The following is a 26,543-nucleotide window of genomic DNA, read 5'->3' on the forward strand; positions in this document are numbered from 1 at the left end:
GCTAATCTTCCGGGCATGGGTCATTTCCGCTCCTTTACGGACGGCATCGGGTTCTTTCTGCAGGGAGTGCGCTGGGTCGCACGGAACCCTCGGTGGTGGCTGTTCGGGTTGATCCCCGCCCTGATCGTGTTCGTGCTCTACGCGGTCGCGCTCTACTTCCTCGGCACCAACCTGGGAGGGCTCGCAGAGTGGGCGACACCGTTCGCGAGCGGGTGGGGTGAGGCGGCGCGCAAGACCCTCCGGGCACTGGTCGGACTGCTGATCTTCGGTACCGGCCTGGTCCTGTCCGTGGTGACCTTCACGGCGGTCACTCTGATCGTCGGTGAGCCCTTCTACGAGAAGCTCTCGGAGAAGGTCGAGGAGTCCTATGGTGAGGTGCCGAGCGGGCACGAGCTCCCGCTCTGGAAGTCGATCCCCAGGTCCGTCAAGGACAGCCTGATCACCCTCGGATACGTGCTGCTGTTCACCATCCCGCTGTTCTTCCTCGGCTTCGTGCCGGTGATCGGGCAGACGGTGGTGCCGGTGCTGGGCGCCCTGGTCTCGGGCTTCTTCCTCACGGTCGAGCTCACCACGCTGGCCATGGAGCGCCGGGGCATGGCGCGCAAGAACCGGTTCGCCCTCCTCCGGAGGAACAAGGCCTCGGCTCTCGGCTTCGGCGTGCTCGTCTTCCTGCTCTTCCTCGTCCCCCTGGTCGCGGTGGTCGCGATGCCCGCGGCCGTGGCGGGTGGGGCGATCATGGTCAGGGCGAAGCTGGCTCCCGTCTGAGTTTTCCACAGGGATGCCGGACAGAGGTCCGGGCGTCCACAGATCGAGGTTCAGCGCGCAAGGCGCGGCCGGAATCCGGCGAAACTCTGGGCCATGACAACCGACACCCCGGCCCCGCCCGCCTCCCAACCGCGCCTGCTGCTCGGTTCCACGGAGGACGTCCTCGGCGCCGTGCCCTACCTCGTGGGATTCCACCCCGCCAACAGCCTGATCATGATCGGCCTGAAGGGCAGGCCGTCCAGAGGACGGCTCCACCTCACCATCCGATGGGATCTGCCTCTGGCGGCACCGGGTCTCGGCCGGATCGTCCCGCTGCTCCGCAAGGAGGGGATCAGCCAGGTCATCGTCGTCGGCTATGGTCCGGGCACGCTGGTGACCCCCGCCGTGGACGTGGCCGTCGCGCTGCTGCGCCAGGACGGGGTCACGGTCGTCGACGCGCTCCGGGTGGAGGAGGGCCGTTACTGGTCCTACCTCTGTTCCCGGGCCGACTGCTGCCCCGCCGAGGGCACGCCGTACGGACGGGAGGCCGATGTGATCGCGGCCGAGGCCACCGTGCACGGACTGGTCGCTCTGCCCGACCGCGAGACCCTGGAGCGCTCGCTCGACCCCGTCGGCGGGTCCGCGCGGCTGGCCATGCGCCGGACCACGGCCCGTGTCACGGAGAAACTGCGGGGCCGGCTCGCCGGATGCGAGGACGTCGGGAGGCTCGCGGCGGAGTTCGTCGCGGACGGGACGGCCCGGGTCCGTGCGGCGATCGGCGTCTACGCCTCCGGTGGGCGGCTCGACGACGAGCAGGCGGCCAGGCTCGGGCTGGACCTGGCGGTGACCCGGATCAGGGACGAGGCGTGGGCGCTCGTCACCGACGACGCCCACGACGCCCACCGCAGGCTCTGGCAGGACCTCACCCGGCGGCTGGAGCCCAGATTCGTGCCTCCGGCCGCGTCCCTGCTCGGCGTCGTCGCCTGGTGCGACGGCGACTCCGCGCTGGCCGGCATCGCCCTCACCCGGGCACGCGACGTCGACCCCGGTTACTCGATGGCGAATCTGCTCATGCACGCCCTCCACCATCTGCTCTCGCCACACGTGCTCAAGGAGAGGATGCCCAGCTCCCAGGAGCTGGATGAGGAGATGGGCAGTCCCCGGGCGGCCTGGCTGCTCCCCATGATCGCTTTACTGGAGGAGCCGAAGGCGCCGGCGGGGTGACGGGTTATCCCTCGGCGCGTCTGCGGCGCTCGTTGTAGGCCCGCATCCGGGGCGGGTAACCGGTCAGCTGCACGTCATAGACGGGCATGGCCAGGTCGCGGGCCACTTTGCGGATCACAGCGGGCGAGCCGACCCGGCGCCGGGTCCACTCGCCGTCGTCCGCGATGGCCATCGCGGTGGTGTCCGTCGCGAAAGTCTCCGGCTCGACGTAGAACTCCACGCCACGACGCGACTTCGCGAAGGCGATGAGCGCCTCGACGTCGGCGTCGGTTGCCTCACGGTCGAACTTGGCGATCTTCGGCCCACGCAGACGCCTCAACCCATAGCGATCCCGCCATCTCATGACTCCTTGTATACCTCTCCGGGGCGTTCCATGGCGGGAGGCCAGGGTGGACTCTAAGGGACATCCAAGGGTTCATCCGGATGGACCGGACGAAAGTTGATGACAAATATGGAAGGAAAAGCGGCGACGAAAGGGATGTCGGTTCATGGCAGGCACAGTGACACCAGCGGCAGGCCCGTGGCACGGGGGCGTGCCGACGCCCGGTGCGAGGCCCGGACACGCCGACCTCAGGGTGAGCAACCAGGATCGGGAGCAGGTGGTCGAGCACGTCAAGGCCGCCTATGCCGAGGGGCGGTTCGACAAGCTCGAGTTCGACGACCGGCTGGAGCGGGCGATGACAGCCCGTGTGCACGGCGACCTCATGCCGATCATGCATGAGCTGTACGGCTCACACCCGGTCAGGCCGATGTCCTATCCGCCCGTGACCAGTCGGCCGATGCCGGGCCACCACCACAACGTCCGGGCGGAGACGGGCGGAGACCGCCTGGGCGCGACGGCGGCGCATCTGCTCCCGCTGACCGGCCTGCTCGTGATCGGCCCGCTGATCATGCTGCTGGCCGCAGGCAAGACCTCGCCCTACATCCGTAAGCACGCGGTGGAGGCGCTCAACTTCCAGCTGACCCTGCTCGGGGCCACCGTGCTGCTGGCGATCACCTTCGTCGGCCTCGTGCTGATGCCGGTGCTCTGGCTCGGGGGCGCTGTCCTGTCCGTGGTCGGAGGCGTGGCGGCACTGGGCGAGGGTGACTTCCGCTACCCGTTCACACTGCGTCTGGTGAAGTAGGACCGGCGAGCCGGACCGACGCACGACCGTGCCGTCCAGTGCCCGGCGGACGGGCCGGGGGTGGTGCTCTGTTCAGTGCCCGGTGTGCGGGCCCGGCCCGATGCGTGGGGCGAGGCCGGCCCCATAGGCCGGATCAGGTGCCGAGAACCTCATACTTGACCCGCATGACTCCGGCGCCGGTGTTGCCGATGGCGGAGAAAGCGGCTCTGGACAGGTCGAGGCAGCGCCCGCCCACGTAGGGGCCACGGTCGTTGATCCGGACCGTTACCGACTCGCCGTTGGCGGGGTTGGTCACCCGGACCCTGCTGCCCATGGCGAGGGACTTGTGCGCGGCGGTCATCGCACGGGGGTTGAAGCGCTCACCGCTGGCTGTCATCTGCCCCTCGTCGTAGAAGGAGGCGCCACAGGTCCCGGTGGAGATCACCCGGACCTTCGGCTTGGAGACGGTCTTCGGCGTGCCGGCCTTCTCGCTCTTCGCCGCGCTCTCGGCCTTGGCGGCCGAGCTGTCGCGCGATGTGCTCCCCGTCTTGGGGGTGGCCGCGTCACGCGGTGTGCTCTTGGCCTTGGGAGTGGCCGCGTCGCGTGGCGTGCTCTCCGTCTTGGGAGTGCCGTTCTCGGCGGCGGTGCTCGGCCCGGCCGTGGCGCCAGGAGTGGCGGATGGGCCGGTGGACGGGGTGGCGATCTCGTTGGCGGTGGCCTCCGCGTTCCCGGTCGCCGGTTTCTGGGAGGCGGAGGGACCGGGGACGGCCCCGGGGGTCGGGTCGCCGGACTGCCGCACACCGGCCAGACCGGCGGAGGCGGCCGTCTGCGAGGCGTCGCCACCGGAGATCGCCCAGGCGGTGGTCGATGCCGCGGCCACCACGGTGACGCCGGCGGCCAGCACGGTCAGGCGCCGCCTGCTCATCAGCGATCTCTTCGAGGATGACTTGTCGGAGGACGGGGTGGAGGAGTGCAAGCCCAAAGGAAACCACGGTCCAAAATCGGGGGAAGGACACGGGAGGCCGTACGGGGCAGGGGAGAGGGGGATGCACGCCGGCCGGTCCCGATGGCGGGGTACAGGGGTGTCTCCCGCGTAATGCGGTTGACCATATGCGACAAACAGGTAGTAAAGGCAAGTTAATGTCGCAATGGTGACTTATGTCACTTTGATCAAGGAACTGTGCCAAGCTGATATGGATCTGCCCAGCTCAGATCATGGGCCGGGCCGGATCCCATCCGATCCATGACCTCCGGACACACGGAATCGCGGGCGCATGTGCTGGTCCATGAGGGAGCCCTGAGACGGTGGCGAGCCGTCCTGCGAGGGATAGACAGGGTGTTCTGTGAGGGGGAGGGCGCGGCTCTGCAGGAGTGGGGCTGGTCGGTTCAGCGGGGGAAGGGCGGTCCGCAGAGGGGGCGGACGTTCTGTACCGGGGAAGGGAGCGCTCTGCAGGGGAGGGGCCGGTTGGTTCTGTACCAGAGGAGGGGGCCGCAGGGGGGCACGGAGGTGGATCCGGTTTAAAGCATGAGGGAGCGCACCATTTCCACGGTGTCGGCCTGGTCGGCGTTCTTGTCGGGGCGGTAGCGGATCACCCGGGCGAAGCGGAGTGCCATGCCGCCGGGGTAACGGGTGGACTGCTGGACTCCGTCGAACGCGATCTCGACGACGAGCTCGGGGCGGACGACGACCGTCCAGCCGTCGGTGGGCCCCTCGGTGATTTCGAGGAAGCGCTCGGTCTGCCAGGCGAGCACCTCGTCGGTCAGGCCCTTGAAGGTCTTGCCGAGCATGACGAACCCGCCGGTCTGCGGGTCGCGGGCGCCCAGGTGAAGGTTGGAGAGCCTGCCCTCGCGGCGGCCGCTGCCCCACTCGGCGGCGAGGACGACCAGGTCGAGCGTGTGCCGCGGCTTCACCTTGATCCAACCGGCGCCGCGCCGCCCGGCGGCGTAAGGCGTCTGCAGCGACTTGACGACCACGCCTTCGTGACCGGCCCTGACAACGTCCTTGAAGAACGCCTCGCCGCTCGCGGCGTCACCGGTGACCAGACGGGGGGTCACCAGCTCCGAGGGCACGGCCGCGGCCAGCGCGGCGTGGCGCACCTCGCCCGGCAGGTCGAGCAGGTCGGCGCCGTTCACCCGCAGGGCGTCGAAGAAGAAGACGCGTAGCGGGGTCCTCTCGCGCACCCGGGTCACGTCGATGCGGCTGGACACGCGGCCGGAGGTGATCTGGAAGGGCTCGGGACGGCCGTCGGGGCGCAGCGCGATGACCTCGCCGTCCAGGACGAGGTCCTGGGAGGGCAGGGCGCGGACCGCCTCGACCAGCTCGGGCACCTGGGCGGTGATGTCGTCGAGGGTCCGGGTGAAGACGCGCACCGTGTCGCCGGAGCGGTGAGCCTGGACCCGCACACCGTCGAGCTTCCACTCGATCGCGGCCGGCCCACCGAGCTTGCCCAGGGCGGCTGTGACAGAGGTGGCGCTCTGCGCGAGCATCGGCGACACCGGCCGGCCGACCTCCAGATGGAAGGCCCGCAACGCGTCGACCCCGCCGCTCAGCGCGGCGGCGCCGACGGCCGGCAGCCAGCCGCGGAGGGTCAGTGCCCGCCGTACTTCGACCGTCGGCACTGCGGACGCCTTCGCGATGGCCTCGATCATCACCCCGTCCAGCGCGCCCTGCCGGAGCTCGCTGCGGAGCAGCCGGGACAGGAAGGTCTGCTCCTGGCGGGTGAGCGCGGCGAACAGCTCGATGATCAGGGCCTTGCGCGCGGCCTGGGAACCGGGGCCCGCCTGGGCCTTGATGCGGTCGAGGAAGTCGTTGACCTGGCGCAGGGTGGCGGTGGCGGCCAGGCGCGGGTCGGGCGGATCCTGCAGGCCGGCCCAGCCCACGCCGATGTGGCGCTGCGGCAGCTCGCCGGAGAGATAGGAGATGGCGATCTCCGCCTCGTCCGGATCGACCCGGCCGAGCAGCTCCGCGAGATGGCCGACCTTCGCCAGTCTGGCGGAGTCGGCGGTCACGGCTGCGGAGGTGCGCGCAAGGTCGATCAACAACACAAGGCTCAGCCTAAGAGCTGGGGGTGACATTCCGGGAGAGCGGACCCCGCTTTTCGGAGCGATCCGGTTCCGGGGAGTGGGCTGCCCGATGGTGGTCGGGGTGATCCGGTTCCGGGGAGTGGGCTGCCCGATGGTGGTCGGGGTGATCCGGTTCCGGGGAGTGGGCTGCCCGATGGTGGTCGGGGTGATCCGGTTCCGGGGAGTGGGCTGCCCGATGGTGGTCGGGGTGATCCGGTTCCGGGGAGTGGGCTGCCCGATGGTGGTCGGGGTGATCCGGCTCTGGGGATGGGCCACCCTATGTGGGATGGGCCACCCTATGCGGGACGGGCCACCCTATGGAAGGGTGGCCCGTCACCAGGACGTCAGCTGACGCCGAGCAGGTCCACGACGAAGATGAGCGTCTCGCCCGGCTTGATGCGGGCGCCCGCGCCGCGGCTGCCGTAGCCGAGGTGGGGCGGGATGGTGAGGCGACGACGGCCGCCGACCTTCATGCCCGCGACACCCTGGTCCCAGCCCGCGATGACCTGGCCGCCGCCGAGCTGGAAGTCGAAGACGTCGCCGCGGTTCCACGAAGCGTCGAACTCCTCGCCGGTGGAGAAGGCGACGCCGACGTAGTGCACGCTGACCCGGTGACCCGGCTTGGCCTCCTGGCCGTCTCCCTCGACGATGTCGACGATCTGCAACTCCGCGGGCGCGTCGCCCTCCGGGAAGTCGATCTCCGGCTTCTCCAGTGCCACGTGGTTCTCCTTGGTCGGATACGCGCCGGTCGATTTCCGGCCGGCCGGACGACTCTACGGGGTCCGGCGGCCGTATGAGAGACAGAGGGACGTGACGGCCCCGGCGTCGTACTCTCAAGGAGATCCGTGGAGGTGGGATGCGCAAGCCGTACACCCCGGAGGAGATCCTCCTCACCGGGAAGGTCGCTGTCGTCACCGGGGCGGCCCGGGGGCTCGGGCGGGCGATCGCGGAGGCCATGCGGGAGTTCGGGGCGGAGCTGGCGCTGTGCGACCGGCATCCGATCGACGGGTTCGACACGCTCACCATGACCATGGACGTGCGGGATCCGGCCGCGCTGGAGGTGTTCGCCCAGGCGGTGCGGGAGCGGTTCGACCGGGTGGACGTGCTGGTCAACAATGCGGGCGGGACGTTTCACTCGGCCTTCGCCGAGACCTCCCCGCGAGGTGAGAGCGTGCTGATCGCGGAGAACTTCACGCAGGTGACCGCCATGATCAGACGTTTTCTGCCGTTGATGCCGCCGGGGGCGTCGATTGTCAACGTCACCTCCAGCGAGGCGCACCAGGCCGCGCCGGGGTTCGCGGTCTACGCGGCGATGAAGGCGGCCGTGGAGAGCCTGACCCGCTCGCTCGCGCTGGAGCTGGCCCCGCGCGGGATCCGGGTCAACGCCATCGCGCCCGACGCGCTGCCCACCGGTGGTGAGGAGGGCGTGCGCGAGCGCATGCTGGCGGACCCGCTGCCCTTCGAGCCGGTACGGCTGCCGCCGCTCGGCTGTCTGGGCGATCCGGCGGAGGCCGGAGCCGCCGCGGTGTTCCTGGCGAGTGAGATGGCTGGATTCGTCACCGGGACCACGCTGCACGTGGACGGCGGCATCCATGCCGCGGGTGGCTGGCGGCGCGCGGAGCCCTGACGGAGAAACGTGGGGGAGCGCTCTCTGAAATAGAGATCGACCGGAGCTGCCGGGGCCCGGCTCCGGTGCCGTGAGATATGACCGCCACGCGATGTCAAAGTGGCCTACCTTTGGTGAGAGTGCTCCATCGATCTTGCGAAGAGGTCATCTCGCCTCATTTGACCTGTGGAAATGTGTATCTATTTCGGAGGGAGCTCTCCTTTCCCGTGTCGGCGGGTAACGGCGATTGTTGTCCGAGAGGTCGTTGACACGTGACTCCGGTGGCGTCAATCCCCGCAGGGAGCGCTCTCTTCATGATCATTTATGAGGTTCCTGGGCGGGGAGCGGCGTAGATTCGGCATCGTGCACGTCGACTCCGCCACCCAGCGGCGCCCGCTCAAGGACGGCGCGCTGTGGTATCGCGAGGTCATCAAGCGGAACGGACTGCGGGAGAACCAGATGAGACGACCCACCTTGGAGGCGGTCGCCGCCCGTGCCGGGGTGTCCCGGTCGACCGTCTCCCGGGTGGTGAACGGCCAGACCACGGTGACCCCGGACATCCGCGACGTGGTGATGCGGGCGGTGAACGAGCTGGGCTACGTCCCCAACGGGGCGGCACGCAACCTGGTCACCCAGCGGACCAACTCGGTCGCGCTGGTCGTCTCGGAACCCCCGAACCGGGTCTTCTCCGACGACCCGATGTTCTCCACCGTGATCCGCTCGGCCGGCATCGAGCTGGAGGCCGTCAACATGCAGGTCGTGCTGTTGCTGGCCGGGTCGCCGGAGAGTCACGCCCGCGTGGAGACCTATGTCGCCGGCGGCCACGTGGACGGTGTCATGCTCGTGTCGAGTCACGGCGCCGACCCGCTGCCCGTCGCGCTCACCCGGCTGCGCGTCCCGGTCGTCTCCTACGGCAGGCCGGCGGTGCCGGTCGCCATGCCGTACGTGGACAGCGACAACGTGGGCGGCGCCGCCGCCGTGCGGCACCTGCTGGCGCGGGGGAGACGGCGGATCGCGACCATCGCCGGGCCGCTGGACATGATCGGCGGCCAGGACCGGCTGGCCGGCTACCGCGACGTGCTCCGCGACTCCGACCGCCGCTCCATCATCGCGGTCGGCGACTTCACCCGGGAGTCCGGCGCGGTCGCGATGCGCCAGCTCCTGGCCGACGACCCCGACCTGGACGCGGTGTTCGCCGCCAACGACCTGATGGCGATCGGCGCCATGCACGCGCTGCGCCAGGCGGGCCGCCGCATCCCCGACGACGTCGCCGTCGTCGGCTATGACGACATCGAGGCCGCCCGCTACACCGACCCGCCGCTCACGACCATCCACAACCCGCACGCGGAGCAGGCCGCCGCCATGGTCCGCCTGCTGCTCGGCCTCCTGGCGGACGGCTCCGCCGACCCGTCGATCGTGTCCACCGAGCTCGTCGTCAGGACCTCCTCGTAGACTCCCGCACCACCAGCTCGGTGGGGAGCACCACCGGCGCCCTGTCCTCCGGGTCGAGCACCATGCGCGCCAGCCGCCGCCCCATCTCCACGGTCGGCTGCCGGACGGTGGTCAGCGGAGGCTCGGCGTAGGCCGCGGCGGGGATGTCGTCGAAGCCGACGACGGCGACGTCGCCGGGGACCGCCCGGCCCGCCCGGCCCAGCGTCCGCAGCGCGCCCAGCGCCATCAGGTCGTTGGCCACGAACACCGCGTCCAGGTCGGGGTCGTCGGCCAGGAGCTGGCGCATCGCGATCGCGCCGGACTCCCGGGTGAAGTCGCCGACCGCGACGATGGAGCGGTGGTCGGAGTCGCGCAGGACGTCGCGGTAGCCGGCCAGCCGGTCGATCCCGGCGATCATGTCCTGCGGCCCGGCGATGGTCGCGATCCGGCGGCGGCCCCGCTCCACCAGGTGCCGGACCGCCCGCTCGGCGCCGCCGGCGTTGTCCATGTCCACGTACCGCAGGTCGCCGGGCACGCTGGGCCGGCCGCCGCAGACCACCGGGACGCCCCGCCGGGTCAGGATCCCCGGCAGCGGGTCGGTCCCGTGCATCGAGGCGACGATCACGCCGTCCACGTGCCCGTTGGTGGCGTAGCGCTCGACCCGCTGGTAGCTCCCGTCCGGGCCGGTGAGCATCAGCACGAGCTGCTTGTCGGCCTCCTCGATCTCCAGGCTGACCCCCCGGATGATCCCGGCGAAGGTCGGGTCGTCGGAGAAGACCCGTGTCGCGGGTTCGGGGAAGACCAGGGCGATCGAGTCGGCCCGCTGGGTGACCAGGCTCCGCGCGGCCTGGTTGGGGACGTAACCCAGCTCCTCCACGGCGCGGTTGACCGCCTCGCGGATCCGCGGAGCCACCCGGGTGGAGCCGTTGACCACCCGTGAGGCGGTCGCCCGGGACACTCCCGCCCGGGCGGCCACCTTCTCCAGCGTCGGCCGGGCTCTCACAGCCCGTTCCGGCGCACGACGTCGCGATACCACAGCGCGCTGTCCTTGGGCGTGCGGTTCTGGGTGGCGTAGTCGACGTGCACGACGCCGAACCGCTTGCCGTAGCCCTCGGCCCACTCGAAGTTGTCCAGCAGCGACCAGACGAGATAGCCGCGCAGGTCGGCGCCGGCCTCGATGGCGGCGTGGGCGGCGCGCAGGTGCCCGTCGAGGTAGGACAGCCGGCCCGCGTCGTGGATCCGGCCGTCCTCCACGACGTCGTCGAAGGCCGCGCCGTTCTCGGTGATGATCAGCGGGGTGCCGGGGTAGTCCCGCGACAGCCGTACCAGGAGGTCGGTCAGCCCGGACGGCTGGACCGGCCAGCCCATCGCGGTCCTGGGCGCGTCGGGACGGGGGAAGGCGATCCCCTCGCTGCCCGGGTAGACCGGGTTGGCGGGCTCGCCGGTGCGGGCGGCCACGGTCTGCGGGTGGTAGTAGTTCACGCCCAGCAGGTCGATGGGCTGGCTGACGATCTCCAGGTCGCCGTCCTCGACGAAGGACCAGTCGGTGAAGCGGCCGGCCCGTTCCACCACGTCGGCGGGATACTCCCCGCGCAGCACCGGGTCCAGGAAGATCCGGTTCTGCAGGCCGTCCACGATGGACGCGGCCTCGCCGTCGTCGCCGAGCACCGGTGCGAGGTTGAGCGTGATGCCGATCCGGCTCGCGCCGGCCGCGCGCAACGCCTTGACCGCCAGCCCGTGACCGAGCAGCAGGTGGTGGGTGGCGGCGAAGCCCAGCCCCGGCTCACTGCGGCCCGGCGCGTGGATGCCCGAGGCGTAGCCGAGGAAGGCCGAGCACCAGGGCTCGTTCAGGGTCGTCCACGTCTCGACCCGATCACCCAGCCGCGCGTGTACGATCGCGGCGTACTCGGCGAACCGTTCGGCGGTCTCCCGGTTGGTCCAGCCGCCCCGGTCCTCCAGGGTCTGCGGCAGGTCCCAGTGGTAGAGCGTCACGATCGGGGTGATCCCGGTCCCGTGCAGCTCGTCCACCAGGCGGTCGTAGAAGTCCAGGCCGCGCGGGTTGGCCGGACCGGAGCCGTCGGGCTGGATGCGAGGCCAGGAGATGGAGAAGCGGTAGGCGTGCAGGCCCAGGTCGCCCATGAGGCGGACGTCGTCGGGGTAGCGGTGGTAGTGGTCGCAGGCCACGTCGCCGGTGTGCCCGGCGTGCACCTTGCCGGGGCTCCGGGAGAAGGTGTCCCAGATGGAGGGGCCTCTGCCGTCCTCCCGAGCCGCGCCCTCGATCTGGTAGGCCGCGGTGGCGGCGCCCCAGACGAAGCCCTCGGGGAACCTCAGCACGCCGGAGTCCTCCAGGACGTAGGACTGTTCGGCGGACATGGTCATGTGTTCACCGCTCCATTCTGGTCTGAGTCATGTGAGAGCGCTCTCACGAGCATCACGGTTGTCTGAGTTGCCTGTCAAGAAAAATGGGACTGTAACCGTAGGATCACAGTCATTGACATCAGGGAGGGGGCAGACAATTCTTCCAGAGAGCGCTCTCAGACTTCCCGGCAACTTCATATGGAGGAAGGTTCATGTCGCTCCCCTCACGGGCCAACCGCGTCACCCTGCTGGCGGGCACCATCGGGCTGGCGCTGGCCGTCACCGCCTGCGGATCCACGGAGCCCAAGCCATCGGCGAGCGGAGGCGGCAGCACCTCGGCCGAATGCGCGGCCTTCGACAAGTACGGCAAGCACGACGGCAAGACCGTCAGCATCTACTCCCCGATCCGCGACGCCGAGGCCGACCTGTTCCAGGAGGCGTGGAAGCCGTTCGCGAAGTGCACGGGAATGAAGATCACCTATGAGGGCACCGGCGAGTTCGAGGCCCAGATCCAGGTGCGCGCGGACGGCGGCAACCCGCCGGACATCGCCTTCTTCCCGCAGCCGGGCCTGCTGGAGCGTTTCGCCAAGGCCGGCAAGCTCAAGCCCGCCTCGGCCGAGGTGAAGAAGCTGGCAGAGGAGGGCTGGTCGCCCGACTGGGCCAAATACTCCACCGTCGACGGCACCTTCTACGGCGCGCCGCTGGGCGCCAGCGTGAAGTCCTTCGTCTGGTACTCGCCGAAGATGTTCAAGGAGAAGGGCTGGACCGTCCCCACGACCTGGGACGAGCTGATGACACTCTCCGGCACGATCGCCGGCGCCGGCGTCAAGCCGTGGTGCGCGGGCATCGAGTCCGGTGACGCGACCGGATGGCCGGCCACGGACTGGATCGAGGACATCCTGCTCCGCGAGATCGGTCCCGAGGGGTACGACGAGTGGGTGAGCCACAAGCTCGCCTTCAACGACCCCAAGGTCGTCGCGGCGGTGGACAAGGTCGGCGCGATCCTCAAGAACGACAAGTTCGTCAACGGCGGCTACGGGCCGGTGAAGTCGATCGCCAGCACCGCCTTCCAGGAGGGCGGCGTCCCGATCACGCAGGGCAAGTGCGCGCTGCACCGCCAGGCGTCCTTCTACGCCAACTTCTGGCCCGAGGGCACGAAGGTGGCCGAGGACGGCGACGTGTTCGCCTTCTACCTGCCGGGCAACGACCCGTCCAAGAAGCCGGTCCTCGGCGCGGGCGAGTTCGTGGCGGCCTTCACCGACCGTCCCGAGGTCCAGGCCGTGCAGGCATACCTCGCCTCCGCGGAGTTCCCCAACACCCGGATGAAGCTGGGGACCTACGTCTCCGCGCGCAAGGGCGTCGACACCGCCAACGCGCAGAACCCCATCGACAAGCTCTCCATCGAGATGCTGCAGGACCCGGACACGGTCTTCCGCTTCGACGGCTCGGACCTGATGCCGGCCGCGGTCGGCGCCGGCACCTTCTGGAAGGGCATGACCGACTGGATCAACGGCAAGGACACCAAGACGGTCCTCGACTACATCGAAGCCTCCTGGCCTAAGTCCTGATATTTACCGATATGTCCGGTCCCGTGTAATCTGCGGGGCCGGACCTGTCGCCCCCTCGGCACGATCCTTCCGGGAGTTCCCTCCGATGGACTTCGACTTCGCCGCCGAACAGCCCAAGCTCGTTCAACTACTGATCGGCGTCGCCGCGTTCCTCGTGGTGGTCGCGGTGATCCTGTTGCTGGTCGACCGCGCCCCGATGCGGCGGCGGGCCTGGTCCCACGCGACGATCCTGCTCCTGCCCGCGCTCGCCCTCCTCGGCATCGGCCTGGTGGTGCCCGCCGTACGGACGACCCTGCTGTCGTTCATGAGCGGCGACGGCCGGGACTGGGTGGGGCTGGACAACTACGCCTGGATGTTCACCCAGCCCGAGGCCCTGACCGTGTTGCGCAACACGCTCATCTGGGTCCTGCTCGTGCCGCTGCTGGTGACCACGGTCGGGCTGGTCTACGCGGTCCTGGTGGACCGCACCCGCTTCGAGCCGGTCGCCAAGTCGCTGGTGTTCCTGCCGATGGCGATCTCGTTCGTCGGCGCGGGCATCATCTGGCGGTTCGTCTACGCCTACCGCGCCGACGACCAGGACCAGATCGGCCTGCTCAACCAGCTCGTGGTGAGCATGGGCGGCCAGCCCCAGCAGTGGCTTCAGGAGCCGCCGCTGAACACGCTGTTCCTGATCGTGGTGATGGTCTGGATCCAGGCGGGCTTCGCCACCGTGGTGCTCTCCGCCGCGATCAAGGGAATCCCGGCGGAGATCATCGAGGCCGCCCGGCTGGACGGGGCGAGCCCGGTGCAGATGTTCTTCCGGGTGACGCTGCCCTCCATCCGCTCGGCGGTGATCGTGGTGCTGGTCACCCAGTCGATCGGCACGCTGAAGCTGTTCGACATCGTCCGCACGATGACCGGCGGCCAGTTCGACACCAGCGTCATCGCCAACGAGATGTACAACCAGGCGTTCCGCTACGGCGAGACGGGCAAGGGCGCGGCACTCGCGGTCTTCCTGTTCGTCCTGGTGACGCCCATCGTGATCTACCAGATCCGCCAGCGCCGGGAGGTCCGGTGAGCGGGCGGGGGATCGGGCGGGCCTGCGGGCACGGCGCCACGGGAACGTCTCCGACGAAGGAGTCCGCGTGACCACATTGACCGAGACCGTGGCGCGGACCAGGGCTGTCACGGCTCCCCAGCGGGTCCGGCGGCGGCTGACCAGCCGGGTCGCCAGCGCCGTGGCGATCGTCATCGCTGTCCTGTGGACCACTCCGACCTTCGGCCTGCTGCTGTCCTCGCTGCGCCCGGAGGACCAGATCAAGTCCACCGGGTGGTGGACGTTCTTCTCCGATCCGCAGCTCACGCTGGAGAACTACCAGGAGGTGCTGTTCGGCACCTCCTCCTCCTCCGGCCAGATGATGAGCTTCCTGATCAACTCGATCGTCATCACGATCCCCTCGGTGCTCCTGCCGCTGGCCCTGTCCACCTTCGCCGCCTACGCGCTGGCCTGGCTGCCGTTCCGGGGACGCGAGTGGATCTACATCGGCGTCTTCGCGCTCCAGATCGTGCCGCTGCAGATGGCCCTGGTCCCGCTGCTGTCGTTCTTCTCCCAGGGCGTGGAGGTCTTCGGCCTCCAGGTCCTGCCCGGCTGGGAGCTGGAGGGGTCGGCCCGCTTCGTCCAGGTCTGGTTCGCGCACACCTGCTTCGCGCTGCCGCTGGGCATCTTCCTGATCCACAACTTCATGGCCGAGCTGCCGGGCGATCTCATGGAGGCCGCCCGGGTGGACGGCGCCACCCACGGCACGATCCTGCGCAAGCTGGTCCTGCCCCTGGTCGGGCCCGCGCTGGCCACCTTCGGCATCTTCCAGTTCCTCTGGGTCTGGAACGACCTGCTGGTGGCCCTGATCTTCGCCGGCGGCACCGCGGAGACCGCCCCCATGACGGTACGGCTGGCGCAGATGGCCGGTACCAAGGGCAACGAGTGGCAGCGCCTGACCTCGGGCGCGTTCGTCTCGGTGGTCATCCCGCTGGCCGTCTTCCTGTCGATGCAGCGCTACTTCGTCCGGGGCCTGCTCGCGGGCAGCGTCAAGGGCTGAGCCCACCGCCCTCGGACCCGCCCGCCGCCCTCGGTTCCGCCCCGGACCGGCTGCCGGGTCCGCGGTCGCGGCGGGCGGCACGCGTGGGGCCGGCCGGTCAGGCGCGGCGGTCCGGCGCGGCCGGTTCGGTGACGGGGGAGTGGCCGGAGGCGGCGGGTTCCGTGACGGCGCGGTGGTCGGGGGCTGTGGGCTGCGCGGCGGCCGGGTCGTAGAGTCCGGCGGACGCCGGGACCTCGACCACCATCGTGTCGGCGGGGCCGGGAGCCCCTTCCATGACGGCGCGGGCGTGGTCGAGGTGCGAGGCCGCGACCAGCACGTCGTAGCGGCCGGCGACGATCGCGTTACGTGAGGCGAAGTCCCGCTTGCCGCCGGTGAAGAAGTGGTTGATGAACCCGAAGGCCGCCCCCATCACGGCGCCCCAGAGCGCAGCCCAGAGCACGAGCACGACGAACGACATCGTGGTCGAGGTGAACAGCCCGAGGAACATCCCCACCACCGCGCCGAAGACGGCACCGCTCCCCGCCCCGGTGAGCGCGGCGCGTCCGTTGGTCATCCTGCCGGTGACGGTCTCCTCCAGCTTCAGGTCGCTGCCGACGATCGCCACGTGCTCGACGGGGAAGCCCGCGTCGGAGAGCGAGTCCACGGCTCGCTGCGCGGCCAGGTAGTTGTCGTAGCCGACCAGCACTCTCCGGTCGACGACGACCTGGGTGGCCGGAGGGGTGGCCAGGGGGGTGGGGAGTTCCGTCATGTCCGTTCGCCTTCCCGTGCGTAGAGGGGGATCCGGCCTGGCGACTACCCTGCCCCCGGTCGACAATGCGCGATCGCGGGCGAGACCTTGTGTCCATGGAGGACATGTAATAGTTTCAAATGAAAAGTTTTCTGGCGAAAGTGGACATAGGGCAACAAATCGCCCTGTCACTGTTAAGGTTCTTTAGCAAAAGACGCCGCCGATGCGCGGCGGTACGGGTTGTCCGGCGCTAGGTCCGCGAAGGAACCTGGAATGATCGCATTCATCGTGATGATCGAAGCAGTGCTCGCGCTCACAGGACTGATGGCACTGTGCTGTCTCACCCGCTACACGGGCAGGCGGCCGCTGTACCTGCACGACCACCGTGACCACCGTGACCGCCTGGTGGGAGCGCGAAGGCGGCGCTGACCACGCCGCGGCCCGCCGGGCCGGGGCGCGAGCGCGTTCACGGCGGGGACGGGCCGCGACGGCGGCGCCGGGGGGCGCCACCGCCGGGCAGGGGCTACCAGCTCTGGTGGAGCGGCATGCCCTCGGTGTAGCCGGACGCGCTCTGGACGCCGACCACCGCGCGCTCGTGGAACTCCTCCAGAGTGGAGGCGCCCGCGTAGGTGCACGAGGAGCGCAGGCCGGCCACGATGGCGTCGATCTGGTCCTCGACGCTGGGCCGGGCCGGGTCGAGATACATCCGCGAGGTGGAGATGCCCTCCTCGAACAGCGCCTTGCGTGCCCGGTCGAAGGGGGAGTCCTCGGCGGTGCGCAGCTTCACGGCGCGGGCCGAGGCCATGCCGAAGTTCTCCTTGTACTTGCGCCCGTCGGGGGCGGTGCGGGTGTCACCGGGAGACTCGTAGGTCCCGGCGAACCAGGAGCCGACCATCACGTTGGCGGCTCCGGCGGCCAGGGCGAGGGCCACGTCGCGCGGGTGCCGGACGCCGCCGTCGGCCCACACGTGGCGGCCGAGACGGCGGGCCTCGGCCGAGCACTCCAGCACCGCGGAGAACTGGGGACGGCCGACGCCGGTCATCATCCGGGTGGTGCACATGGCGCCCGGCCCGACGCCGACCTTGAGGATGTCCGCGCCGGCCCCGGCCAGGTCGCGCACGCCCTCGGCGGTGACGACGTTGCCCGCCGCGATCGGCACGCCCGGGTCGAGCGCCCTGATCGACCTCAGCGCGCCGATCATCTTCTCCTGGTGGCCGTGGGCGGTGTCCACCACCAGGCAGTCCACCCCGGCCCCGAGCAGGTCCTTGGCCTTGGCGACCACGTCGCCGTTGACGCCGACGGCGGCGGCGACCCGCAGCCTGCCGGAGGCGTCGAGCGCGGGCCTGTACAGCGTGGCCCGCAGCGCGCCCGTCCTGGTCAGGATGCCGACGAGGCGGCCGTCGTCGTCGACGATCGGGGCGAGCCGGTGGCGGCCCCCGTGGAGCCGGTCGAACGCCTCGCGCGGGTCGAGTCCGGCGGGCAGGGTGAGCAGGTGGTCGGACATGACCTGGGAGAGCTGCGTGTACATGTCCACGCCGCCGCAGTCGCCCTCGGTGACCACGCCGATCGGGCGGTTCTCCCAGTCGACGATGATGATCGCGCCGTGCGCCCGCTTGGGCAGCAGGTTGAGGGCCTCGCCGACGGTGTCGTGCGGGGTGAGCGTGAGCGGGGTGTCGTGGACCAGGTCCCGCGACTTGACCCAGCTCACCACGTTCGAGACGACGTCGATGGGGATGTCCTGCGGGATGACGGTGATGCCGCCGCGCCGGGCGACGGTCTCGGCCATGCGGCGCCCCGCGACGGCCGTCATGTTGGCGACGACGAGCGGGATGGTCGTTCCGGTGCCGTCGTTGGTCGACAGGTCGACGGCGAGCCGGGACCCGATGGAGGATCGCGACGGAACCATGAACACGTCGCTGTAGGTCAGGTCGTAGGCCGGCGCCATCTCATTGAGAAACTTCACGTTCGTCCACCTTATCCGGTGAATAGTCCAAGGTGAGCGTTCCCTGTTTTGGGGTTTCCCAAGAGGATCCACCAGTCAGAGCGGGGACTAAGATCCCATTTGCGTGAATTCAACGGGGTGGCCATGAGGAGGAGGCGCTGTGATCGTTGTTGACCGGCCCGAGATGATTGTCGTAGGCCATGCCGTACGGACCTCGAACGCCGACGAGGCCGAACCGGGCAGGGGGCGGCTGGGCGCGCTGTGGGCGCGAGCGGGGGCTCCCGGAGCGTTCGCGCACGTTCCCGGCCGGGTGGACGAGAACATCTACGCGGTGCTGACCGACTACGAGAGCGATCACCACGGCTCCTACACGCAGATCGTCGGGGTGGCCGTCCGCACCGCCGCCGCGCTGCCCGAGGGCATGGTCGCGGTCCGGGTGCCCGGCGTCCAGTCGCTGAGGCTGGAGGCCCGCGGGCCGATGCCGGGGGCACTCCTGGAGGCCTGGCAGCGGCTGTGGAAGCACACCGAGTCCGGTGGCACCCCGCCGCGCGCCTTCACCACCGACCTGGAGGTCCACCACCCGGCGGGCGCCGACCTCTACGTGGCGGTCTTCCCGTCGATGGGCTGACCGTCCCCGGACCGGCCGGGCGCCCTGCCGCTCCGGCCGTCCTCGTCCTGCTCCTCGTCGTCGCGGCCGTCTCCGTCGTCCGGGTCGTCCTCGTCGTCCGGCGGCGGGTCGGACATCTGCCAGCCCGCCATGAGCGACGGCAGGATGACGTGCGTCGCGATCACGCCGAACACCAGCATGACGATCGCGGCCGCCGGGATCTGTACGACCGTTTCGCCCCTGGGCATGGCGACTGAGAGCAGCACACCGAGCACGACGAGGGTCACCGTGGTGCCCCGGTGGGCGTTGGCCTGGATCTTCTGCCGCTCGCGGGACTGGCGTTCGTCGAGGTGGCGTTCGGCCAGGCCGATCACCCCGCGGGTGACCCCGACCAGCGCCGAGTAGACCACGACGTAGATCACCAATGCGGCGCCCGTCAGGGCGAAGGTAGTCCACATCGCGGTCAGGCTCGGCGCCAGGTAGTAGCAGACGATCGCGCTGACCCAGATCAGCCCGGCGGAGCCGGCGCCCACCCCGACGAGGATCCGGCGGCGCCCGCGGGTGGCGTACCAGGAGCGCGGGGGCCAGTCGCGGTAGCGGGCCTCCAGTTGGCCGGGGGTCAGCTCGCCCATCACTTCACCTCACTGCCAAGCCGGGGGAACGGTCTCAGGGAGAACACGACCTCCACCGGCACCTCGAAATACTCGGCGATGCGCAGGGCGAGGAACAGGCTCGGGCTGTACTGGCCCCGCTCCAGATAGCCGATCGTCTGATAGTGGACACCCAGGGCGGCGGCCAGATCCTTGCGCGAGACGCCGCGTTCGGCTCTCAGCACCGAGATCCGGTTGTATACGTCTTCCGCGGACATCGTGATGCTCTCCCGGGGTCAGGAGGCCTGCGCCACCAGCCGGCGCTCGGCGAGCCGGGACCCGGACTCGCGCCGGGTGACCCGGCGGATCAGCCCCGGCGCCAGCAGCATACCGGCGACGGTCCACGTCGCGAGCGCGCCGGCCACCCAGGGCAGGCGCCAGCTCCCGCCGATCTCGGCGGCGAGCATGGCGTCGGGCATGAACGCCGCCCGCAGGCCGAGTCCCTGCCAGTAGAGCGGGAAGGCCTGGGAGATCCACTGGACGACCTCCGGCATGAACGTGACGGGGAGCATGACCCCCGAGGTGACCATCAGGACCATCATCGGCAGTCCCAGCAGGCCCGCCGCGGCCTTCGGCCCGGGGACCAGGCAGCCGATGACCGCCCCCAGCGGCACCACGGCGACGGTGCCCAGCAGCAGCACCCACACCAGGGTCAGCCAGTCGCGGGGCGGTGCGATGCCGCCCATGGCGAGGCCGGCGCCCACGATCAGCACGCTCTGCACGGCGATCTGGCACAGGACCGTCACCGCCCGCCCGGTGAGGTAGGCCGGGATCCCGCCGGGGATGGTCCGCAGCCGCAGCAGCGTCCCCTCCTCGCGGTCGGTGGCGATCGCCATCGGGAGGGTCATCAGGCCGTTGGAGAAGATGGTGAAGGCCAGGAACCCGACCGTCATGAACGTGCCCTGGGAGACGCCCGTCTCCCCGACCTGGCCGTCGCCGATCCAGAGCAGCAGCAGGGCGAAGACCCCCACCGTGCCGATCAGGGTGGTGAGCAGCTCCTTGCGGTCCTTGACCAGGTGCAGGTGCTCTTTCCAGCCCCGGCGCAGGCCGATGCGGAGTGACTTGACGTTCATGCCGCCCTCCCGATGAGGCTCAGGTAGTTCTCCTCCAGCGACGGGCGCCGGATCTCCAGGCCGGGCACCGGGCCCTCGAACCTGCTGTGCAGCTCCCACGCCACCCCGGACGGGTCCGGCGTGGTCAGGACCCGCTCCCGGCCGTCCTCCAGCCAGCGGACGTGCGACTGCGCCTGTACGGCCTCCGCCAGCTCGGACGGGGTCCCGCACACGGCGATCTCCCCGCCGACCAGGATCGCGGTCCGGTGCGCCAGCTTCTCGGCCTCGGCGAGGTCGTGCGTGGTCAGCAGCACCGTGATGCCCTCGTCGGCGGCGAGCTTCTCGATCAGCAGGTGGAACTCCCGGCGCGCCTCGGGGTCGAACCCGGTCGTCGGCTCGTCGAGGAACAGCAGCTCGGGGCGGCCCACGATGCCCAGCGCGACGTCCAGCCGGCGGCGCTGGCCACCGGACAGGCGGCTGACCCGCTGCCCGGCCTGCGCGGTCAGGCCGAGCGCGGCCAGCAGCTCGTCGGGGTCGCGGGGGTCGTCGTAGAACTCGCCGAGGTGGGCCAGGAGGTCCCTGGCCCCCCACCGGGGATGGTCGCGCCAGCTCTGCAGCACGATCCCGAGCCTGGCCCGCCATGCCTCGGTGCCCCGCTCGGGGTCCACCCCCAGCACGCTCACCTCGCCGGCCGACCGGTTCCTGAAGCCCTCCAGGATCTCGATCGTGGTGGTCTTGCCCGCCCCGTTGGGGCCGAGCAGCGTGAAGATCTCACCACGCCCTATTTCGAGGTCGACGCCTCGGAGCACTTCGGCCGCGCCGTAGTTCATCCGCAGCCCGTGGACGCTCACTGCAGTATCCATATGTAGAAATGTAGTAGGTCTACTACGTTTTGAGCAACTCTCAATACGAAAAGCGGTACACCTGGGACAGGTGTACCGCTCCTGACCTGTGCGGATCAGAGATCGGGCGGAGGCAGGCCGGGCCCGTCCGCGGGGCCGGTGCTCAGCGCGGCTCCAGGATCACGGGGAAGGAGGTGACGCCCCTGACGAAGGCGTTGGGCAGGATGCGGGGGCCCTGGTCGTCGGCCCGCGCCGCCGAGCCGACCCGGCGGACGAACTCCTCGAAGAAGATCCGCAGCTCCAGTCGGGCCAGCGCGGCGCCGAGGCAGAAATGGGTGCCGAGGCCGAAGGCGATGTGGCCGCCGGGCGCGCGGGTGACGTCGAAGACGCCGGGGTCGTCGAAGACCGACGGATCCCGGTTGGCGGAGCCGTACATCAGCAGGACCTGCTGGCCCTCGGAGATCTCCTGACCCCGCAGGACGGTGTCCCGGGTGGCGGTCCGGCACATGTTGAGGATCGGGGTGGTCCAGCGGATGAACTCCTCGACCGCGTCGCCGATCAGCGCCGGGTTCTCCCGCAGCCTCCGCCACTGGAGGGGATGCTCGATCAGCGCGTCGATCGCGGTGGCGATGACGGTCCTGGTGGTCTCGGCGCCGCCGTCCAGCAGCAGCAGCGCCTCGTTGGCCAGGCGGTCGTCGTCGTAGCCGGGCTGCCGGCTCCAGGCCGAGATCAGGTCGTCGTGCGGGCATCCGCGCCGCTCGGCCGCCAGGTCCAGCACGGCGGTCGCGAACTCGCCGGCCGCGACGGCGGCCTCGTGGGTGACGTATCGCAGGCCGCCGCCGGCCACGATCGTCGTCTCCGACCAGTGGACCAGCTCCGGCCAGAGCTCGTCGGGGAAGCCCAGCAGCCAGCCGATCATCCGGCCCGGCAGCGGGGCGGCCAGCGCCGGGACGGCGTCCACGGCGCGCCGGTCCAGGGCGTCGTCGATGAGCTCGGTGACCACGGCCCGGATCCGGTCGGTGTATCTCTCCGCCACGTAGCGCGGGGTGAAGCGCTTGTAGACCAGGCGGCGGCGCTCGGCGTGCTCGGGGTCGTCCAGCCCGATCATCGACGGGTCGCTGGGGAGCTGCGGGCGGTAGCCGCCGGTGTTGGTCCAGAGCTTCGGGGCCCGCTCGATCGCGGAGACGTCGGCGTGCCGGGAGACGCCCCACAGGCCGTTGCCCGCGTCGAAGTGGACCGGCGCGTGCTCGCGCAGCCAGGCGTAGACCCGCCAGGGGTCGCCGGCGTACATGTCGCCGTCGAGCAGGTCGATCCCGGCCGGGTCGAGCGCCGGTGCCGCGGCGCGCGGTGCGGCCGGCCGGTCCTCCTCGGGGAAGGGGGCGTTCATCGGCACCTCCCGGCCGGACGCGGCGCGGGGCGGGCGACGCCGACGGCCGTCGCGGCGCGAATGACGAGATCATGCATGGTCAGCTCCGGAACCTCGGGGGACTGCGGGGCGTTCGCGTCAGGTCACGGCGGAGCCTTCCATCAGGCGAGCACTCCCGCCGCGCGCAGCTTGGCGGCGGCCTCGTCGGACAGTCCCCAGGAGGACAGGTCCGCCAGCCGGGTCGCGGGGGAGAGGTCCTGCCCGGCCGCGCCGAGCAGGCGCGGCGCGGGCGCGGGCTGCCGGACGCCGCCGACCTCGACGAACGCGCCGCGGGCCCTGTTGTGCGGGTGGTCGGCGGCCTCGGCCATGTCCAGCACGGGGGAGACGCACGCGTCCGAACCCTCGAATACCGCCTCCCACTCGGCGCGGGTCCTGGACCTGAACGCCTCGGCCAGCCGCTCGCGCAGCGCGGGCCACTGGGACCTGTCGCCCCGGTCGGGCAGGTCCTCCAGGCCCATCAGCGTGACCATCTCCGTCCAGAACTGCGGCTCCAGCGCGCCGACCGCGAGGAACTTGCCGTCGGCGGTCTCGTAGGTGTCGTACATGGGCGCGCCGGTGTCGAGCAGGTTGGTCCCGCGCGGGCCCCAGAAGCCGCTCTGGACCCCGTGGTAGAACATGGCGAACAGCGTCGCCGCCCCGTCGACCATGGCCGCGTCGATCACCCTGCCCTCGCCGGTCCGCTCCCGTTCGATGAGCGCCAGCAGCACGCCGTACGCCAGCATGAGGCCGCCGCCGGCGAAGTCGCCGAGGATGTTGATCGGCGGGGTGGGCCGGTCGCCCTCGCGGCCCAGCATCGACAGGACGCCGGAGATCGCGATGTAGTCGATGTCGTGCCCGGCGGTCGGCGCCAGCGGGCCCTCCTGGCCCCAGCCGGTCATCCGCCCGTAGACCAGGCGCGGGTTGACCTCGTGCAGGTCGGCGGGGCCGATGCCGAGCCGCTCGGCGACCCCCGGCCGGAAGACCTCGATGACCACGTCCGCGTTCCTGGCCAGCTCCTTGAACGCGGCCACGCCCTCGGGTGACTTCAGGTCCAGGCCGACCGTCCGCTTGCCCCGGTCCATCACGTCGGCGCGCGGCTTGTCCCCCGCCGCGGTGACGGCGCCGACGCGCTCGACCCGCAGCACCTCCGCGCCGTGGTCGGCCAGCATCATCCCGGCGAACGGCCCGGGGGCCAGGCCGGCCAGCTCAAGCACGCGGACTCCGGCCAGCGGGCCCTTCCTGGTCACGCGCTCCATCGACATCTCCTCGGGTGCGGTCTCGACTCTAGCCGGGCACGGCTCACACAAACAAGCGCTTGGTAACAAGCGGCCTTCCCTCGAGCCAAGTAGAACAACATTCGGCTTTCTGTGGCAAGACATCCGGCATGGGGCCGCGTGGCGCTTGGGTGTTATGGGAAACTTGCGCGTTATCTGAATGGGGACCTAGGGGTTGCGCGATGACATATCCGCACAGTGAACGGATGGTCGCTGGGCGTTACCGACTGCTGCGGGAGCTCGGCCGGGGCGGCATGGGCGTGGTGTGGGAGGGATACGACACGCTCCTGGACCGGCCGGTCGCGGTCAAGGAGGTGCTGCTCCCGCCGAACCTCGCCCCGGCCGAGCACGAGCGCCAGCTGACCCGCACTTCGCGAGAGGCCAGGACCGCGGCCCGGCTCAACCACCGGGGCATCGTGGCGGTCTACGACGTGGCCGAGCAGGACGGCCGCCCTTGGATCATCATGGAGCTCGTCAGGGCCCGCGGCCTGGACGAGGCCGGTCCGCTCCCGGTCCAGCAGGTCGCCGACATCGGCCGCCAGGTGCTGTCGGCGCTCCAGGCGGCCCACGAGGCGGGAATCCTGCACCGTGACGTCAAGCCCAGCAACATCCTGCTCGCCCCCGACGGCCGGGCCGTGCTGACCGACTTCGGCATCGCGACCGTGGAGGGCGACACCTCGCTGACCCAGACCGGCATGGTCACGGGCTCGCCCAGCTTCCTGCCGCCGGAACGCGCCACGGCCGACGCGGCGGGCCCCTGGTCCGACCTGTGGGCGCTCGGCGCCACCCTCTACGCCGCGCTGCTGGGCCACGGCCCCTTCGAGCGCACCACCGCCATCGCCACCCTCGGCGCCCTCCTCACCGAGGAGCCCGACTTCAGCCGGGTGCCCCCCGCGATGCGGGAGGTGCTCGAGGGCATGCTCCAACGCGACCCCGCCCACCGGCTGACCCTCCAGCAGGCCGACGCGCTCCTGGCGGAGGTGGGCGGCGACCCCGCGGCGGCGCCCCGCCGTACCGAACGGCACCGCAGGCGGGACGCGCCCACCTCGGCGATGCCCGCCCCGCGGCGCAGGCGGGACCGCGGCCGCGGCCGGATCCCGCTGATCGTGGCCGCCGTGGTGGTCCTGGCCGGCGGGGGAGCGGCGGCGGCCGTGGCGATGACGCAGTCAGAGCCGCCGAGTCCCCCGCAGGCCGGCCCGGTCTCGGACACCTCCACCGTCGACGCCGTGGCCACCGCGACCGAGCCGCCGAGCGAGTCCCCCACCCCCAGGCCGTCGAGGAGCCGTACCGCCGTCGCGGAGGGGCAGCAGTGGAGGCAGTGGCAGGCCAAGCCCCCGGAGAACTGGTCCATCCGGTATCCGGCCGGCTGGAAGGGCGACTGGGCCGCCGAGACGGGCTACACCCAGTGGCTGCGCCGCGATGGAGGCGCGCACATGTCGGTGGAGGCGCTCCCCGGCCCCCACGACAGCCTGGAGTCACTCCAGGAGACCGTCAGGACCGACGCGGCGCAGTGGAGCGAGATCGACGCCGACGACGTCACGCGCGTCCCCCTGGCCTACGGCACCGGCCTCCAGTGGGAGTTCACCTGGACGATGAAGGACAGCGGCGGCGTGCCGTGGGCCCGTCCCGGAATGACCTACCACGAGATCCGCCGGTTCATCGGGGTCGGCGACACGGTCATGGTGCTGAGCTGGACCACCGCCGAAGCCGAGTGGAAGAGCCAGCTGAACAGCATGAACCAGGTCTTCAAGAGCTTCCAGCCGCGCGGGGGCGAGTGAGGTGACATGGAGGGTGCTGGCGCTGCCGCCGCTTCCCGGGGAGGCGCTGCGCGGTCTGCTCGGGCCGCTGGGCGAGCGGGTCGAGGTGTCCGTCCCGGCCCGCCGCGACCGGGAGGCCCTGCTCGCCGCCCTGCCGGAGGCCGAGATCGTGGTCGGCGACTGGAGCGGCGGGCTCGCGCTGGACGCCGAGGCCGTCCTCGCCGCCCCGCGCCTGGCGTTCGTGCAGCAGCCCTCGGTGGGCGTGGACGGCCACGACCTCGGCGCGCTGGCCGCCGCCGGAGTGCCGCTGGCCAACACCGCGGGAGTGAGCGCCATCGCGGTGGCCGAGTGGTGCTTCGCCGCCGCGCTCGCGCTGTCGAGGCGGCTGCTCGACGCCGACGCCGCGGTCCGCGCGGGCGGCTGGCCCCAGCTCGACCTCGGCCCCAGGGAGCTGTACGGCTCGCGGGTGGGCATCGTCGGCTTCGGCCCGATCGGCGAGGCGTGCGCCCGGATGTTCGACGGCTACGGCTGCGAGGTGTCCTACTGGACGCGGCGCCCCCGCGAGGTGCCCTACGCCTACCAGGAGCTGGAGGCGCTGGTCGCCGGCTCCGACGTGCTCGTGGCGGTGATCGCCCTGTCGGAGGAGACCCGGGGCCTGATCGACCCGTCCCGGATGCCCGCGGGATCGCTGCTGGTCAACGCCGCCCGCGGGGGAGTGGTGGACCAGGCGGCGCTGCTGTCGGCCCTGGAGTCCGGGCACCTGGGCGGTGCCGCGCTGGACGTTTTCGAGACCGAGCCGCCGCCGCCCGGAGACCCGCTGCGCCACAGCGCCCGGGTGCTGCTGTCGCCGCACGTGGCCGGGGTGACCCCGCAGTCCACCGGCCGCCTGGTCCGGTGCGTGCTGGACAACCTGCGGGCCGCGGTGGAGGGACGTCCGGTGGCCAACGTGCTCAACGGGGTGGACCCGGTGGTCCGGCGTCGCCCCGAGGACGGAGGTCCGTAGAGTTTTCGCGCGTTTAACGTGTCCCGTCTGGCTCGCGGGACACCCGGGATATAACGTGCGAGGGGCGATCTTTACTATGAAGGGCTCTGGGGGTGAGGTCCTGTGCAACAGA

The 26,543-nt window shown here is 70.8% G+C and carries 26 protein-coding genes; 12 read left to right on the forward strand and 14 right to left on the reverse strand.

Annotated elements, in window-relative coordinates:
* The first annotated feature begins 15 nt into the window (after positions 1 to 15).
* Together BM085_RS27165 and BM085_RS27170 are read left to right on the forward strand one after the other, a co-directional pair.
* Positions 16 to 765 carry an EI24 domain-containing protein gene (locus BM085_RS27165; RefSeq protein ID WP_093889731.1) on the forward strand — a complete coding sequence of 250 codons (750 nt, stop codon included), beginning with the start codon at positions 16 to 18 and terminating at the stop codon, positions 763 to 765.
* Positions 766 to 858: 93 nt separating this feature from the next.
* On the forward strand, positions 859 to 1,968 hold the full coding sequence (locus BM085_RS27170; RefSeq protein ID WP_093889732.1) for a DUF4192 domain-containing protein: 1,110 nt from the start codon (positions 859 to 861) through the stop codon (positions 1,966 to 1,968).
* 4 nt (positions 1,969 to 1,972) lie between these two features.
* On the opposite strand, the gene BM085_RS27175 is transcribed toward BM085_RS27170, so the two are convergent.
* The gene (locus tag BM085_RS27175; RefSeq protein ID WP_031165246.1) at positions 1,973 to 2,311 is read right to left on the reverse strand and encodes a hypothetical protein; all 339 of its coding nucleotides are present in this window, start codon (positions 2,309 to 2,311) and stop codon (positions 1,973 to 1,975) included.
* A 232-nt stretch (positions 2,312 to 2,543) separates the two neighbouring features.
* On the opposite strand from BM085_RS27175, the gene BM085_RS27180 reads away from it, so the two are divergent.
* A complete protein-coding gene (locus tag BM085_RS27180) occupies positions 2,544 to 3,092 on the forward strand; it encodes a DUF1707 and DUF4870 domain-containing protein (RefSeq protein WP_245789730.1) in 549 nt (182 codons plus the stop codon).
* A gap of 133 nt (positions 3,093 to 3,225) precedes the next feature.
* Here the strand turns inward: BM085_RS27180 and BM085_RS46180 are convergent, their stop codons facing one another.
* From BM085_RS46180 to BM085_RS27205, 3 genes are all read right to left on the reverse strand, one after another.
* On the reverse strand, positions 3,226 to 3,996 hold the full coding sequence (locus BM085_RS46180; protein WP_245789731.1) for a septal ring lytic transglycosylase RlpA family protein: 771 nt from the start codon (positions 3,994 to 3,996) through the stop codon (positions 3,226 to 3,228).
* A 593-nt stretch (positions 3,997 to 4,589) separates the two neighbouring features.
* Positions 4,590 to 6,410 carry an ATP-dependent DNA ligase gene (locus BM085_RS27195; protein ID WP_245789732.1) on the reverse strand — a complete coding sequence of 607 codons (1,821 nt, stop codon included), beginning with the start codon at positions 6,408 to 6,410 and terminating at the stop codon, positions 4,590 to 4,592.
* Between the two features lie 68 nt (positions 6,411 to 6,478).
* Entirely contained in the window at positions 6,479 to 6,853 is a 375-nt protein-coding gene (locus BM085_RS27205) for an FKBP-type peptidyl-prolyl cis-trans isomerase (protein ID WP_031165239.1), read from the reverse strand.
* A gap of 137 nt (positions 6,854 to 6,990) precedes the next feature.
* Here BM085_RS27205 and BM085_RS27210 point away from each other — a divergent pair, with 137 nt between their 5' ends.
* Complete coding sequence (locus tag BM085_RS27210) at positions 6,991 to 7,761, forward strand: SDR family oxidoreductase (RefSeq protein ID WP_031165237.1); 771 nt, start codon at positions 6,991 to 6,993, stop codon at positions 7,759 to 7,761.
* Between the two features lie 438 nt (positions 7,762 to 8,199).
* Positions 8,200 to 9,192, forward strand: a complete 993-nt coding sequence (locus BM085_RS27215) for a LacI family DNA-binding transcriptional regulator (protein WP_093889769.1) — start codon at positions 8,200 to 8,202, stop codon at positions 9,190 to 9,192.
* On the opposite strand, the gene BM085_RS27220 is transcribed toward BM085_RS27215, so the two are convergent.
* The gene (locus BM085_RS27220) at positions 9,176 to 10,174 is read right to left on the reverse strand and encodes a LacI family DNA-binding transcriptional regulator (RefSeq protein WP_093889737.1); all 999 of its coding nucleotides are present in this window, start codon (positions 10,172 to 10,174) and stop codon (positions 9,176 to 9,178) included. The two genes, BM085_RS27215 and BM085_RS27220, sit on opposite strands and share 17 nt — an antisense overlap.
* The gene (locus BM085_RS27225; protein WP_093889738.1) at positions 10,171 to 11,550 is read right to left on the reverse strand and encodes a GH1 family beta-glucosidase; all 1,380 of its coding nucleotides are present in this window, start codon (positions 11,548 to 11,550) and stop codon (positions 10,171 to 10,173) included. Before BM085_RS27225 ends, BM085_RS27220 begins: the two co-directional genes overlap by 4 nt.
* A 191-nt stretch (positions 11,551 to 11,741) precedes the next feature.
* Between BM085_RS27225 and BM085_RS27230 the strand changes: the two genes are divergently transcribed.
* The 3 genes from BM085_RS27230 (at position 11,742) to BM085_RS27240 (ending at position 15,172) form a co-directional block, all read left to right on the forward strand.
* A complete protein-coding gene (locus BM085_RS27230; protein WP_093889739.1) occupies positions 11,742 to 13,097 on the forward strand; it encodes an ABC transporter substrate-binding protein in 1,356 nt (451 codons plus the stop codon).
* An 85-nt stretch (positions 13,098 to 13,182) separates the two neighbouring features.
* A complete protein-coding gene (locus tag BM085_RS27235) occupies positions 13,183 to 14,154 on the forward strand; it encodes a carbohydrate ABC transporter permease (protein ID WP_093889740.1) in 972 nt (323 codons plus the stop codon).
* 67 nt (positions 14,155 to 14,221) lie between these two features.
* On the forward strand, positions 14,222 to 15,172 hold the full coding sequence (locus BM085_RS27240) for a carbohydrate ABC transporter permease (RefSeq protein WP_093889741.1): 951 nt from the start codon (positions 14,222 to 14,224) through the stop codon (positions 15,170 to 15,172).
* A 97-nt stretch (positions 15,173 to 15,269) separates the two neighbouring features.
* Here the strand turns inward: BM085_RS27240 and BM085_RS27245 are convergent, their stop codons facing one another.
* Positions 15,270 to 15,920, reverse strand: coding sequence for a YflT domain-containing protein (locus BM085_RS27245; RefSeq protein ID WP_093889742.1), 651 nt, complete (start codon positions 15,918 to 15,920; stop codon positions 15,270 to 15,272).
* 252 nt (positions 15,921 to 16,172) lie between these two features.
* Between BM085_RS27245 and BM085_RS44660 the strand changes: the two genes are divergently transcribed.
* Entirely contained in the window at positions 16,173 to 16,328 is a 156-nt protein-coding gene (locus tag BM085_RS44660; protein ID WP_177245295.1) for a hypothetical protein, read from the forward strand.
* Between the two features lie 94 nt (positions 16,329 to 16,422).
* On the opposite strand, the gene BM085_RS27250 is transcribed toward BM085_RS44660, so the two are convergent.
* The gene (locus BM085_RS27250; protein WP_093889743.1) at positions 16,423 to 17,862 is read right to left on the reverse strand and encodes a GuaB1 family IMP dehydrogenase-related protein; all 1,440 of its coding nucleotides are present in this window, start codon (positions 17,860 to 17,862) and stop codon (positions 16,423 to 16,425) included.
* A gap of 139 nt (positions 17,863 to 18,001) precedes the next feature.
* Here BM085_RS27250 and BM085_RS27255 point away from each other — a divergent pair, with 139 nt between their 5' ends.
* Complete coding sequence (locus BM085_RS27255) at positions 18,002 to 18,469, forward strand: GyrI-like domain-containing protein (RefSeq protein WP_093889744.1); 468 nt, start codon at positions 18,002 to 18,004, stop codon at positions 18,467 to 18,469.
* On the opposite strand, the gene BM085_RS27260 is transcribed toward BM085_RS27255, so the two are convergent.
* From BM085_RS27260 to BM085_RS27285, 6 genes are all read right to left on the reverse strand, one after another.
* Entirely contained in the window at positions 18,439 to 19,080 is a 642-nt protein-coding gene (locus BM085_RS27260; protein WP_093889745.1) for a hypothetical protein, read from the reverse strand. The two genes, BM085_RS27255 and BM085_RS27260, sit on opposite strands and share 31 nt — an antisense overlap.
* Positions 19,080 to 19,316 (reverse strand): helix-turn-helix transcriptional regulator, encoded by a 237-nt coding sequence (locus BM085_RS27265; protein WP_031165217.1) that lies wholly within the window; start codon positions 19,314 to 19,316, stop codon positions 19,080 to 19,082. Before BM085_RS27265 ends, BM085_RS27260 begins: the two co-directional genes overlap by 1 nt.
* An 18-nt stretch (positions 19,317 to 19,334) precedes the next feature.
* Positions 19,335 to 20,171 carry an ABC transporter permease gene (locus BM085_RS27270; RefSeq protein ID WP_093889746.1) on the reverse strand — a complete coding sequence of 279 codons (837 nt, stop codon included), beginning with the start codon at positions 20,169 to 20,171 and terminating at the stop codon, positions 19,335 to 19,337.
* Complete coding sequence (locus BM085_RS27275; RefSeq protein ID WP_093889747.1) at positions 20,168 to 21,013, reverse strand: ABC transporter ATP-binding protein; 846 nt, start codon at positions 21,011 to 21,013, stop codon at positions 20,168 to 20,170. The genes BM085_RS27270 and BM085_RS27275 overlap by 4 nt, the downstream gene beginning before the upstream one ends.
* Positions 21,014 to 21,155: 142 nt before the next feature.
* The gene (locus BM085_RS27280; RefSeq protein WP_093889748.1) at positions 21,156 to 22,379 is read right to left on the reverse strand and encodes a cytochrome P450; all 1,224 of its coding nucleotides are present in this window, start codon (positions 22,377 to 22,379) and stop codon (positions 21,156 to 21,158) included.
* A 140-nt stretch (positions 22,380 to 22,519) separates the two neighbouring features.
* On the reverse strand, positions 22,520 to 23,653 hold the full coding sequence (locus BM085_RS27285) for a CaiB/BaiF CoA transferase family protein (protein ID WP_093889749.1): 1,134 nt from the start codon (positions 23,651 to 23,653) through the stop codon (positions 22,520 to 22,522).
* Positions 23,654 to 23,877: 224 nt separating this feature from the next.
* Between BM085_RS27285 and BM085_RS27290 the strand changes: the two genes are divergently transcribed.
* Together BM085_RS27290 and BM085_RS27295 are read left to right on the forward strand one after the other, a co-directional pair.
* Positions 23,878 to 25,449, forward strand: coding sequence for a serine/threonine-protein kinase (locus BM085_RS27290; RefSeq protein ID WP_245789734.1), 1,572 nt, complete (start codon positions 23,878 to 23,880; stop codon positions 25,447 to 25,449).
* A 1-nt stretch (position 25,450) separates the two neighbouring features.
* Entirely contained in the window at positions 25,451 to 26,431 is a 981-nt protein-coding gene (locus tag BM085_RS27295) for an NAD(P)-dependent oxidoreductase (RefSeq protein WP_093889751.1), read from the forward strand.
* The last annotated feature ends 112 nt before the right edge of the window (positions 26,432 to 26,543 follow it).

Origin of the sequence: Streptosporangium canum, from assembly GCF_900113865.1 — a bacterium.
Taxonomy (GTDB): Bacteria; Actinomycetota; Actinomycetes; order Streptosporangiales; family Streptosporangiaceae; genus Streptosporangium; species Streptosporangium canum.